The organism is Kribbella orskensis (genome assembly GCF_004342085.1).
In the GTDB taxonomy this organism is placed as follows: Bacteria; Actinomycetota; Actinomycetes; order Propionibacteriales; family Kribbellaceae; genus Kribbella; species Kribbella orskensis.
Genome location: NZ_SLWM01000006.1, coordinates 483,464 through 494,085, shown reverse-complemented (window position 1 = coordinate 494,085; position 10,622 = coordinate 483,464). Strand labels below are relative to the sequence as shown.

General features: G+C 68.1%; 12 protein-coding genes, 2 tRNA genes, 1 pseudogene and 1 other annotated feature. Of the genes and pseudogenes, 1 reads left to right on the top strand and 14 read right to left on the bottom strand.

The window, feature by feature from the left end:
* A partial coding sequence (locus EV644_RS20250) for a transposase (protein WP_132189832.1) occupies positions 1 to 390 on the top strand: 390 nt, incomplete at its 5' end.
* A gap of 34 nt (positions 391 to 424) precedes the next feature.
* On the opposite strand, the pseudogene EV644_RS20245 reads toward EV644_RS20250, so the two are convergent.
* From EV644_RS20245 to EV644_RS20190, 14 genes and pseudogenes are all read right to left on the bottom strand, one after another.
* Positions 425 to 1,660: pseudogene (locus tag EV644_RS20245) on the bottom strand (IS3 family transposase).
* Positions 1,251 to 1,382: a sequence feature (AL1L pseudoknot), on the bottom strand. It overlaps the preceding pseudogene by 132 nt.
* A gap of 291 nt (positions 1,661 to 1,951) precedes the next feature.
* On the bottom strand, positions 1,952 to 3,025 hold the full coding sequence (locus EV644_RS20240; protein ID WP_132189831.1) for a UDP-N-acetylmuramate dehydrogenase: 1,074 nt from the start codon (positions 3,023 to 3,025) through the stop codon (positions 1,952 to 1,954).
* The gene (locus EV644_RS20235; protein ID WP_132189830.1) at positions 3,022 to 3,429 is read right to left on the bottom strand and encodes a MaoC family dehydratase; all 408 of its coding nucleotides are present in this window, start codon (positions 3,427 to 3,429) and stop codon (positions 3,022 to 3,024) included. Before EV644_RS20235 ends, EV644_RS20240 begins: the two co-directional genes overlap by 4 nt.
* Positions 3,426 to 3,848, bottom strand: coding sequence for an FAS1-like dehydratase domain-containing protein (locus EV644_RS20230; RefSeq protein ID WP_132189829.1), 423 nt, complete (start codon positions 3,846 to 3,848; stop codon positions 3,426 to 3,428). Before EV644_RS20230 ends, EV644_RS20235 begins: the two co-directional genes overlap by 4 nt.
* A gap of 375 nt (positions 3,849 to 4,223) precedes the next feature.
* Positions 4,224 to 4,391: a 50S ribosomal protein L33 gene (rpmG, locus tag EV644_RS20225; RefSeq protein ID WP_020388160.1), complete on the bottom strand. Its 168-nt coding sequence runs from the start codon at positions 4,389 to 4,391 to the stop codon at positions 4,224 to 4,226.
* Positions 4,392 to 4,459: 68 nt separating this feature from the next.
* Positions 4,460 to 4,533 (bottom strand) — tRNA-Met (locus tag EV644_RS20220).
* A 50-nt stretch (positions 4,534 to 4,583) separates the two neighbouring features.
* Positions 4,584 to 4,656: transfer RNA gene (locus tag EV644_RS20215), tRNA-Thr, on the bottom strand.
* Positions 4,657 to 4,802: 146 nt separating this feature from the next.
* Positions 4,803 to 5,747 carry an NAD-dependent epimerase/dehydratase family protein gene (locus EV644_RS20210; protein ID WP_132189828.1) on the bottom strand — a complete coding sequence of 315 codons (945 nt, stop codon included), beginning with the start codon at positions 5,745 to 5,747 and terminating at the stop codon, positions 4,803 to 4,805.
* 47 nt (positions 5,748 to 5,794) lie between these two features.
* Positions 5,795 to 6,100, bottom strand: a complete 306-nt coding sequence (locus EV644_RS45415) for a hypothetical protein (RefSeq protein WP_199239906.1) — start codon at positions 6,098 to 6,100, stop codon at positions 5,795 to 5,797.
* Between the two features lie 20 nt (positions 6,101 to 6,120).
* Positions 6,121 to 6,843, bottom strand: coding sequence for an LLM class flavin-dependent oxidoreductase (locus tag EV644_RS20205; protein WP_199239905.1), 723 nt, complete (start codon positions 6,841 to 6,843; stop codon positions 6,121 to 6,123).
* A complete protein-coding gene (locus EV644_RS45410; RefSeq protein WP_199239904.1) occupies positions 6,840 to 7,247 on the bottom strand; it encodes a DUF1684 domain-containing protein in 408 nt (135 codons plus the stop codon). The genes EV644_RS20205 and EV644_RS45410 overlap by 4 nt, the downstream gene beginning before the upstream one ends.
* A gap of 34 nt (positions 7,248 to 7,281) precedes the next feature.
* A complete protein-coding gene (locus EV644_RS45405) occupies positions 7,282 to 7,617 on the bottom strand; it encodes a hypothetical protein (RefSeq protein WP_199239903.1) in 336 nt (111 codons plus the stop codon).
* Positions 7,614 to 8,726 carry an LLM class flavin-dependent oxidoreductase gene (locus EV644_RS20195; RefSeq protein WP_132189827.1) on the bottom strand — a complete coding sequence of 371 codons (1,113 nt, stop codon included), beginning with the start codon at positions 8,724 to 8,726 and terminating at the stop codon, positions 7,614 to 7,616. The genes EV644_RS45405 and EV644_RS20195 overlap by 4 nt, the downstream gene beginning before the upstream one ends.
* A complete protein-coding gene (locus EV644_RS20190) occupies positions 8,716 to 10,587 on the bottom strand; it encodes an FAD/NAD(P)-binding protein (protein WP_241998403.1) in 1,872 nt (623 codons plus the stop codon). The genes EV644_RS20195 and EV644_RS20190 overlap by 11 nt, the downstream gene beginning before the upstream one ends.
* Between the last annotated feature and the right edge of the window lie 35 nt (positions 10,588 to 10,622).

The window sequence follows — 10,622 nt, the reverse complement described above, 5'->3', positions numbered from 1 at the left end:
GGGGTCGAGGCCTATTTTGGCCGGCACCCGGACGTTGAGATCTACCGCAGCCTGCCCGGCCTCGGAAAGACCCTCGGCGCCCGGGTCCTCGCAGACTTCGGCGACGCGCCCGGCCGCTACACCGACTCCAAAGCCCGCAAGAACTACGCCGGCACCTCACCCATCACCCGCCAATCCGGGAAACAGAAAACCGTGCACGCCCGGTTCATCCACAACAACCGGCTCGTCAACGCCCTCGACCTGCAAGCCAGCGCCGCCACCCTGCACGACCCCCACATCAAGACCTACTACAACCAACTCCGCGGCCGCGGCCTCGGCCACCACGCAGCGCTGCGCCAGATCGCCAACCGCTTCGTCGGCATCCTCCACGGCTGCCTCAAAACCCACTGAGCCGCCCCGGCGAGTCCGGAGGCTTCGTTTGGTGTCAACCGGCTTCGGCGACGCGGGTTCGGTGAGTGTAGTGAGTCTGCTCGGCCTGGATGGGTGTGAGGTCCTGGATCGACTCGTGGGGTCGGGCGGTGTTGAACCAGTGGACCCAGTCCAGAGTTGCTGCCTCGACGTCGTTTAGGCCCTTCCAGGGGCCGTAGGAGTGGATCAGTTCGGACTTGAACAGGCCCATGTGGGTCTCGGCCAGGGCATTGTCGTAGGCGTCGCCGACGGACCCGACCGATGCGTCGATGCCGGCGTCGGTGAGGCGTTGGGTGAAGGCAATCGAGGTGTATTGCTTAGGCGTCGGTGTGGTGCACCAGCCTGGTCAGGTCGGTGATGCCGTCTTTTCGGCGGGTCCACAACGCCATCTCGAGGGCGTCCAGGACCAGCGGGGTGGTCATCTCGGTGGCGGCCCTCCAGCCGACGATCCGGCGGGAGAACACGTCGATGATGAACGCGACGTAGACCATGCCGGTCCAGGTCGCTACGTAGGTGAAGTCGGCCACCCAGAGCCGGTTCGGTGCCGAGGCGACGAAGTTGCGGTCGACCAGGTCGGCCGGCCGGGCGGCTTTCTCGTCGGCGATGGTGGTCCGCGGCGTCGTGCCGCGGACCACGCCACTGATGCCCAGCTGGGCCATCAGCCGCTCCACGGTGCAGCGAGCGACATCGTGGCCCAGCCCGCGGAGATGGAGCCACATTTTGCGGGCTCCGAACAGTTCCACGAACCGCTTCTCGCGTGCCTGTTCGATCACCGCGGTCAGGTCAGTGTCGCGGAGTTCCTGCTTACTGGGTCGACGATTGAGGTTGTCGTAGAACGTCGACGGGGCGATCTTGCAGCCGTGCTCGGTGAGCACCCTGCAGATCGGCTCGACCCCGAACTGTCCCCTGTGATCGCTGATGAACACCACGATCACTGATGTGGGCGGTCGAGCTCCGCCGCGAAGAAAGTTGCTGCCGACTTCAAGATCTCGTTCGCCCGCCGCAGCTCGGCGTTCTCCCGCTTCAACGCCTTCAACGCCTCCGACTCCGAGGTAGTGACCCCGGGCCGCTGCCCAGCGTCGATCTCGGCACGACGGACCCACTTACGCAGCGTCTCGGCCGAGCCGATCCCCAGCTTCAACGCGATCGACTTGATCGCCTCGAACTCCGAACCGTAGTCGGCCTTGGACTCAGCGACCATCCGGACCGCACGTTCACGGATCTCGGGCGAATAAGACGACGGACGTGACATGGACTTCATCCTTCCAACGAATGAAGTCTCCAGACACTCCGGGGCGGCTCACCTGCCCACCACAACCCCCACACCGCCTGGGCCCACCGCACCCAAACCACCACCGCTTGACACCCCTAACACCAGGGATGTCTGTCACTCGGTACGCGTAGCCGCACTCGGACCAGCCATTGGCTGACGCTCCCGGCCGCGCAGTGTCAGCGATGGTTGTGGAGGGTGGGGACACCAAGACGGGACCTCGGACACGTAATTTCTTGTCTGCGGTCCCCACCTCTTGTTCAAGGTCCCCAGCTAGAGGCTGCAGTTCACCAGGACTGGTTCGTTGATGAGGGTGATGTTGAAGGCCTGGTGGACCTGGGTGCGGACGTGGGTGGCCAGGGCCAGGAGTTCCTTGGCGGTGGCGTCGCCGCGGTTGGTGAGGGCGAGGGTGTGCTTGGAGGAGACGGCAGCGTTGCCGATCGAATAGCCCTTGGCGACGCCGGCGTGCTCGATCAGCCAGGCCGCGCTGGTCTTCACGCGGCCGTCCGGCTGGGGCCACTGAGGAGCACCCGCCGGTACTTCGGCCGGCGTGTCGAGCAGGGGGTTCGTGAAGAAGGATCCGGCGCTCCAGGTGTCGTGGTCCGCCTCGTCCAGCACCATGCCCTTGCTGCGGCGCAACCCGAGCACGGCTTCCCGTACCTCGGTCATCGGCGCTCGCGAGCCCGGCTCGACGCCGAGCACCCGGGCCAGTTCGGCGTACCCGATCGGCGCGGACAGGTCCCCGAGCGGAAGCTGGAAGGCGACCTCCAGTACGGCGTACCGCGCGGGGTCGGCCTTGAACCGCGAGTTCCGGTAGGTAAATCCGCAGTCGGCGGCGAAGATCGTCCGGACGGCGTTGTCGACCCGGTCCCAGACCCGCACGGAGGCGATCGTCTCCGCCACCTCGTGCCCATAGGCGCCCACGTTCTGCACCGGCGTCGACCCGGCCAGCCCGGGGATCCCGGACATCGACTCCAGGCCGACCCATTCCTCGGCGATCGCGCGCTGCACTACGGCGTCCCAGTCCTCACCGGCGGCGACGTGGATCATCGCGCCGGAGCACGCGTCCGCGTCGACCCGGATCCCGCGGGTCGCGATCTTGATCGCCGTGCCGCGGAAACCTTCGTCGCCGATCACCACGTTGCTCCCGCCGGACAGCAGCAGCACCGGCTGGGCCGCCGCATCCGCTTCGCGGATCGCGTCGATCAGGTCCGGCTCCGTGGTCACCTCGACCAGCCGGTCCGCGGGGCCGCCGATCCGGAGAGTGGTGAAGTCCGCCAGCCGGACGTCGGAGGAGACGGTGGCGGTGTCGCCGGCCGGCGCGGCGGGGGGCTGCGGAGTACTCACGAGACGCGCACGACCGCCCTGGCCCGGCCGAGGACCTTCTCCTCGCCGGCGAGCGCGGTGATGTCGATCTCCGCGGTGCCGTCGGCGACCTTGTCCACCTTGGCCGAGAAGGTGACCGTCGCGCCCTTGTCGTCGTCCGGAACGACCACCGGCTTGGTGAACCGTACGCCGTACTCGAGCAGGTCGGCGGGATCGTCCAGCCAGTCCGTCACCACCCGGGCCGCGGACGCCATCGTGAGCATGCCGTGCGCGATCACGCCGGGCAGCCCGAGGGACGCGGCCATCCGGTCGTTCCAGTGGATCGGGTTGAAGTCGCCGCTGGCCCCGGCGTACCGGACCAGGTCCTCGCGGCGCAGGGTGACGGTCAGCGGCGGCAGCTCGGTGCCGACCTCGACGCTGCTCATGACTCCGCCCGGTTGTGCGAGATGGTCGACGTGGAGGTGGCGATCGGGTCGCCGTCGACGGTGGTCAGCGCGGTCTCGTACATGATCACCTCGACGTCACCGGCCTTGCGCACGGTGGTGATGGTGGCGGTCGCGGCGATGTCGTCGCCGGCCTTGATCGGGCGGGTGTAGCTGAACTTCTGCGCACCGTGCACGATCCGGTCCAGCCGCAGCCCGAGCTCGTCGTCGGCGAGCAACTCCAACAGCGCCGGGTTGGCGACCATGAAAGCGAAGGTGGGCGGCGCGATCGCGTCATCACCCCGGTACGCCGGGTTGGGGTCCCCGATCGCGTCGGCGAACTCCCGGATCTTCTCCCGGCCGACCTGGTAGGACTCGGCGGCCGCATAGCTCCGGCCGACCATCGTGGCGTCGATCGTCATATCCAGTAACCCTACTGGCAGACTATGACGGCTAGTGCCGCCACCCACTCGCTGATCACCTGGGGGATCACAGGAAGGTGGATGTGTGACGGCCAGACCCTGTACCACGTGGTGTTGGCTGAGCACCTTCTCTGGGCGAGGTCACTGAGGCCGCCGGAAAGCTCGTCTAGCTCCGCAACACCTGCTGCCTCTACTACACGAGCGACAAGGGCTGCGGCACGGTCTGCGGCTCCTGCTGCCTGACCTCGCGAGCCGACCGCCTCACCGCCTACGAAGGCGGCAAACCCATCCTCACCGTCTGAAAGAGGCTGTTTTCAGGCGCAGCGAAAGGGCCGCTTCGGGTTTCGAAGCGGCCCTCCCGGAAGACTGCTGAGGTCAGCGGGTCTCGCGGTGGTCGGTGTGGTCGTTGCAACGGGCGCAGTACTTCTTCAGCTCAAGACGATCCGGGTCGTTACGCCGGTTCTTCTTGGTGATGTAGTTGCGCTCCTTGCACACCGTGCACGCCAGCGTGATCTTCGGGCGGACGTCGCTTGCCTTGGCCACTGGTGCCTCTTCTTGTCAGGAGTGCGCAACTTGGGTGATCGCACTCTCGAAATTACTACGTCGGTCGGTAGCGGGGGCGGGAGTCGAACCCGCGACACCACGATTATGAGCCGTGTGCTCTAACCACCTGAGCTACCCCGCCAGAGAGTCCGTCACCCCACCCGGCGGACCGGGTGGTGCAGCGTTTCTCAGAGCCCCTTTACGGAATCGAACCGTAGACCTTCTCCTTACCATGGAGACGCTCTGCCGACTGAGCTAAAGGGGCGGGCCGAGGAGAGAGATTACACGGTCTGCTGCCCTGATGTGAAATCGAGAGCGGCACCCCTGGCAAGGTCCCTCAACCAACCCGAGAAGCATACCGGTTCCCAGGAGTGCTTCCGACCAATTTCCGGACCAGATCGGCACCCCTTCTCACTCCAGCGCGGCGTCGTCCGCGGTGAAGTCGTCCGAGGCATCCGCCGGCGGATTCGCGAGGTGCCACCGCACCGATTCCAGCAGGCCGGCGGCCGGATCCACCGGCTCCCAGCCGAGCACGGTCCGCGCCTTGCCCGGATCCATCAGCAGATGCTGACTCAGTACTCCGGTCAGCTCGAGATCGGCCGGCAGCCTCTCGTCGGAGACCCGGACGAGCTCCACGTCCGGCGCATCCGCCGCCGCCAGGATCTGCTCGGCGAACAGCCGGTACGGCGCGGTGGCCCGCTCGACCACGTTGAACGCCTCACCCCGGTGATCCCCCGCCAGGGCGAGGGAGACGGCCGCCGCCACGTCCCCGACGTACACGCGGCTGAAGAGGAACTGCCCGGAGCCCACCGGGATCCGCTTCCGCCCGGCGCGCACCCGTCGCAGTACGAACTCGAACCGGCGCTGATAGTCATGCTCCCCGTAGACCGCCCCGAGCCGGAGCACGGTCGCCCCGCGGGGCAGATACCGCTCCTCCATCTCGAGGTTCTCGCACTCCGGTCCGTCCACGAACCGTCGCTCGCGCAGTGGCGAGTCCTCCGTCAACGGCAGGGCGTCGCTCGTCCAGCCGGCATGTAGAGCGTCATAGGCCCGGTAGACGTCCCCGCTGGAGATCGCCACCAACTTCACCTCCGGCCCGAACGCGTCGAGCGCCGCCTCAGCCGCGCGGGCGTTCATCCCGGATACGTCGACAGCAGCCTCCGCCTGGAAGCCGGCGACTGCCTCGCGCAGGGCAGGGCCGTCATGCCGATCCACGTGCGCGTGCCGCACGTCAGGAAGATCAGGCGGTTCATGCTCGCCCCGATGAACCACCAGAAGCTCGTGGCTCTCCTCCGCCAGCCGCGAGGTGATGGCCCTGCCAATGAACTGGGTCCCGCCCAGGATCGCGATCCGCATGACCCCGTCCTACGGGAGCGCGCGGTATCGCTCAAGACCCGTCTGCGCTAGGCAGAAGCCCACACCCGGCTCGGGTAGGCGGCCCGGAGTACCGGGAGTACTTCTGTGACGAAGGTCTCGACGCTGGCCCGGTTCTCCTCGTCCGGCAGCCCCGCGACCTCCAGGGCGACGCCGGACAGCTCATGCCCGAAGGCCTCCTGGTAGCGGCCGAACTTGTCGATCACCTGCTCCGGCGACCCGACCAGGACCGAACCCTGCTCCAGGAACTCCTCGAGCGTCTTGAACGGCAACTGGTTGTGCCGAGCGCCCGGCGAGTCCATGAAGGCGTCGAAGATCGGCCGATAGCCCTCCACCGCGTCCTGCGAGCTCTTCTTCAGGTAGAGCCCGTTGAACCGGCCCCAACGACCGCATCCACCGGATCCCGCCCGTACGCCGCCCAGCGCTCCCGGTAGTGCCGGATCAGCCCCGCGTACTTCTCCATCGGGTGGAAGCCGTTCGCCGAGAACAGCGGCTCACCCCACTTGGCAGCCAGCTCCGTGGACTCGGTGGACGAGGCAGAACCGTGCCAGATCGGGATTCCCGGCTGCTGGAAGGGCCGCGGCTGGGTCGTCGCGTCCACGAGGTCCGGACGGTAGCTGCCCGACCAGGTCACGCCGGTCTCCAGCAGTGGCCGCCGGAGAAGCTCGTACTTCTCCCGGTTCCGGTCCCACTGCCCGTCGAGGTCGTAGCCGAACAGGGCGTTCTGGTCCGGGTCGTTCCCCTTGCCGATGATGATCTCCAGCCGCCCGCCCGACAGTTGGTCCAACGTCGCGTAGTCCTCGGCCACTCGCACCGGGTCCAGCAGCGACAGCACGGTGACAGTGGTGAGCAGCCGGATGCGGGTGGTAGCCGCCGCGATGTAAGCCAGCACCACCGGCGGCGACGAGGAGATGAACCTTTGCGCATGCCGCTCCCCGACCCCGTACCCGTCGAAGCCGAGCTCCTCCGCCCACTGCGCCTGCCGGACCACGTGCTGGAACCGCTCGTACGTCGTCAGCTGCCGGCCGCTGATCGGGTCCGGAGAGTTGTCGATCAGCGTGTACGTACAGAACTTCACCGGGGTGCCTTCTCCCCGGCAGTCACGGCCAGCCCGAGCCGGTTGCCCACCACCGGCGCCGGGCAGGTCCCGTAGTCCGTGAAGGCGAACGGCAGGTTGATGGCCCGGTTGAAGTCCACCGCGACCGTCCAGCCGTCCAGCGGTTCAGTTGTCACCGTCCGCCAGGGAGCCGTCTCCACCCCGTTCGTCTCGTCGTAGAAGGACAGTGACAGCCGCCCGCCACCTGCAGCAGTCGCCACCAGCTCGTACGCCGAGTCGCCGAGCGCGAGGTGGACCGTACCGACGGCAGTCACGTGCTGCCGCAAGTCAGCCCGGGCTGTACTCACCTCGACCCGCTGCGGCTCCTCATACCGCGTGTAGTGGCCCGTGACCTTCCAAGCCGGGTCCACGTCGAAGGTGGGCACACCGCTGAAGCCGACCCGGGTGGCTACGCGCGGGTCACGCTGCCGGATCGCGTAGCGGCCCGCCCCGCAGTACCAGCTCCACCAGCTTGTCGCCGTGCAGCAGCCAACTGAGTGATCCCGCCTCCGGCACGCTCGCGGACGTCGTACCGGTCAGAGGCTCGCCGTTGAGCGTCAGCCCGGAGGCGGATCTCACGTGCGCCAGCCCGTCCTGAGCCCACCAATTGCCGGGCAGTCCTGGGATCTCCGCAGGCTCAACCGGCAGCCAGTTGAAGGCGACCACGGTCAGCCAGCGGTAGTCGGTGTCGAGGTCTGCCTCGCGCTGGGCGTGCCAGGTCTGCCAGTCCAGTTCCCGCTCAGTGATGGCGGTCATGAGGCCAGCTCCTCTCGCTTGGCGTTCTCCCGGCGCGCGACCTCCGCGCGCACTAGCGGGATGACGTAGCGGCCGAAGTCGATCGCGTCGTCGTAGATGTCGTAGCCACGGGCGGAGAAGATCCGGACCCCTAGGTCGTAGTAGTCGAGCAACGCGGCGGCCACCGTCTCCGGCGTACCGACGAGCGCGGTGGAGTTGCCGCCTCCCCCGGTCAGGCCGGTCGGCGCGGTCCACAGCGCACGGTCGTGCCGCTCACCGGCCTCGACGGCGGCGAGCAGCCGACGCGAGCCGGCGTTCTCGGGTGTCTTCTTCGGATCCCGGAAGCGGCCCTTCACCGGTGCGCTCTGCGCGGCCTTGATCCGGCCGAGGATGCTCTCCGCCTTCTCCCAGGCGAGCTCCTCGGTCGGCGCCAGGATCGGCCGGAACGCGATCTGGATGACCGGCCGATCCTGGCGGCCGGCCTTGGCAGCCTCCGCGTCGATCGTGGCCAGCTGCTCCTTCGTACCGGCGAGCGGCTCGCCCCACAGCGCGAAGATGTCCGCCTCGGCCGCACCGACCGCATAGGCCGCCGCGGACGACCCACCGAAGGAGATCCGCGGCCGCGGCTGCTGCAATGGCTTGATGTCGGCCACGAACTGCTCGAACCGGTAGTGCTCACCGTTGAAGTCGAACCGCTCGTCCGACGTCCACGCCTGCTTCAGGATCTGGATGAACTCCCGCGTCCGCCCGTACCGGTCGTCCTTGGCGAGGAAGTCCCCCTCGGCCGCCTGGTCGGCCGTCGATCCACCCGTGATGACGTGTACTTCGAACCGCCCGCCGCTGAGGTGGTCCAGCGTCGCGAAGGTCTTCGCGGTCAGGGTGGGATACGCGACGTTCGGCCGGTGCGCGACGACCAGGTTGATCCGGTCGGTCTTGCCGGCCACATAGGCGGCGACCTGGGCGGGATCGGGTGATCCCGAGTGGTAGGCGAAGAGGATCCGGTCCCACCCGTTGTCCTCGTGCGCCCTGGCCAACTTGGTCGTGTACTCCAGATCCAGAGGTCCGCCGGGGCGCGGCGTGACCTCACTGGCCGGATTCGTTCCGGCGATCCCTAGGAACTCAACTGGCATGACGTCGACCTTCTTTCTGCGAGTGAACGGCCAGCAACTGCAGGAGGCGGCGGGCCACCGCGTCGTTCTGGCGGAAGCCCGGACCGTTGAAGTACGGCCGGGAGAACCCCGACGAGCCGGCCGAGCCGGACACCGACGGACCCAGCAGGAACAGCGACTGATGCACCGTGCCGTCGGCCTTGATAGCCCGGCAGTCCGCATCCGCCTTCAGCTGGCCACCGCCGAGGCTGCTGCCGTCCGCCGCGACCAGGTGGTCCGCGGCCAGCAGGCCCGACGCGAGCAACCCGCGCACCAGCGGATCGCTGGCGGCCAGCACATCCGGGCGCGGCAACCTGGCCTCGACGAACGCGCGCGCCTCGATCGCGCCGGGCACCGCGGGACTGGAGGCAACGAACCGATCCTTGCCCAGCGCAACAGTCAGGTCGGGTCCGGCGAACTGTACGATCCCGGCCCGGTGCAGCGCGAGCAGCTCCTCCAGCCGGCGCGGCGGCGGTCCGCTCGCCACGAACGAGAAGAACCCGTGCCACTCCGTCTCGACGTGCCGGACCCGGTCCTCGTCGGACAGCCGCCCGGCCGTGATCGCCACCGACAGCACGCTGTAGACACTCAGCAAGGCGTTGAACACCGCCAGATCAGCCGAGTACTCCGGGTCCGCGCGGCGCAGCAGGTCTGTCTCGATCAACCCGACCAACACCTTCTCCAGCGCCGCCGAGTCATCGAAGAACCGGTCGGCAAGCGGGCGGTCCACCTCAGCCAGAACGAACCGGTCCGCCGGCGACGGCACCGCCTCGTTCACCGCGGCGACGAACTCAGGCGCCGTCGGCAACGTCCGATCGAGCACCTCGGCGAACTGTTGCCACGTCCACCTGGTCCGTTCCGGATGGGCCTGGAACAGCTGCTGGTAGTGGGCGAATGTCAACTCCTTGTCGATCAACGGCCGCACCCGCGACTGGAAGTCGAGCACCCCGTCGCCGAGCTCGTCCAGCGCGGCCACGGTCAGGTAGCGGGTGGGAACAGGAGTGGTTCCGGCGACGGTGTACCCGAGCTTGGCGTGGTACGGAACGCCTCGGCGCGACCCGACGTACAGGACTGGTTCCTGGCCGGACGGGTGGTAGGTGAGGATGCCGTCGCATTCGTCGTACCAGCCGCCGCGGGCCTCGGTGAGCAGCACCATCAGGTCGATGAACGCCTGGCCGAACCCGCGGACGATCACCGGTTCCTTCGGCTGCAGCCCGCTCAGGTCGACGTCGGCCGTGTAGCCGGGTCCGATGTAGGTGAGCCCCGCCCCGGCCGATGCCTCCGCCCACGCCGCCTGCTCGATGGTCGGCTCGCGATCGAGGTAGCCGAGGGCGAGCACCACCAGGTCGGCCTGGATCTGCTCGCCCGACTCGAGGACGACGAGGTTGGTGGAGCTGACGTCGACAGCTCGCTCCAGGTGAGTGGTCACAGTGGCGGGCAGCGAGCGGACCACCCGCTCCCAGACCCAGGAGAGGTACTCGGCCTGCAGCAGGCGAGGCGGGAAGTCCATCGGTCCGGCAGTTTCCAGCCCGGCCTCTTCCAGCCGGATGGCCCCCGCCCCGTTGGCCCAGGTGGCGAGGTCCGGACCGGGCACGATCGGGCCGTCGCACTCGACCGACTCGTCGGTGAAGATCGTGACGTCGGACGCCATCGAGTTCATCCAGAGCAGCCGCGACTGGTTCCGGCGCCAGATCCGGCCACCGCCGGCCGGATAGGGATCCACCACGTGGATGTGCACCTCGCGGTCGCCCAGGAGCTCGGGCGCACTCGCGGCGAACCGTTCGAGCAGCCCGACCGTGCGCGGTCCCCCGCCGACGAAGACCACCGTGGCAGGCGCTACCACCTCGTCGCTATCGGCAACCAGGTGGAGGCGCCCCG

Coding starts and splice junctions, on each gene's coding strand:
- EV644_RS20230 (WP_132189829.1), bottom strand. CDS start 3,848: ATGACGATCGACGCCACGATGGTCGGCCGGAGCTATGCGGCCGCCGAG.
- EV644_RS20235 (WP_132189830.1), bottom strand. CDS start 3,429: ATGAGCAGCGTCGAGGTCGGCACCGAGCTGCCGCCGCTGACCGTCACC.
- EV644_RS45405 (WP_199239903.1), bottom strand. CDS start 7,617: ATGACCGCCATCACTGAGCGGGAACTGGACTGGCAGACCTGGCACGCC.
- EV644_RS20195 (WP_132189827.1), bottom strand. CDS start 8,726: ATGCCAGTTGAGTTCCTAGGGATCGCCGGAACGAATCCGGCCAGTGAG.
- EV644_RS20210 (WP_132189828.1), bottom strand. CDS start 5,747: ATGCGGATCGCGATCCTGGGCGGGACCCAGTTCATTGGCAGGGCCATC.